Source organism: Bacillus sp. N1(2025) (assembly GCF_053470005.1).
The window spans coordinates 1-320 of the sequence record NZ_JBLTJB010000044.1; the positions used below are offsets into that span (position 1 = coordinate 1).

At 41.9% G+C, this 320-nt stretch carries 1 protein-coding gene; it reads right to left on the minus strand.

Annotation, left to right across the window (positions count from 1 at the left end):
- Positions 1–320 (minus strand): phosphopantetheine-binding protein (locus ACNFN4_RS22270; RefSeq protein ID WP_233662675.1); only part of this gene is annotated, 320 nt, incomplete at both ends.

A 320-nucleotide genomic window follows, 5' to 3' on the forward strand; every position in this document is an offset into this window, starting at 1 on the left:
ACAGGAGTTGGGGAACTAAATATATCTTTGACTGGCAAACGAATCCCTGTCTTCTTCTCGATGGCATTAATTGCTGCCGTCGCTTTTAACGAATGTCCTCCCAGTTCAAAGAAACTATCCTCTATGCCGACTGGAGATATTCCTAAGATTTCTTCAAATATGTCCGTAATGACTTTCTCTGTTTTAGTTCTTGGTGGCATATATTCCTGTCCTGCTAATGCATTTGGTTCTGGCAGTGCTTTTGCATCCAGCTTCCCATTTGAAGTCAGTGGCAAGGCATCAATCTGCATCATAAAGCCAGGTAACATATACTCAGGTAA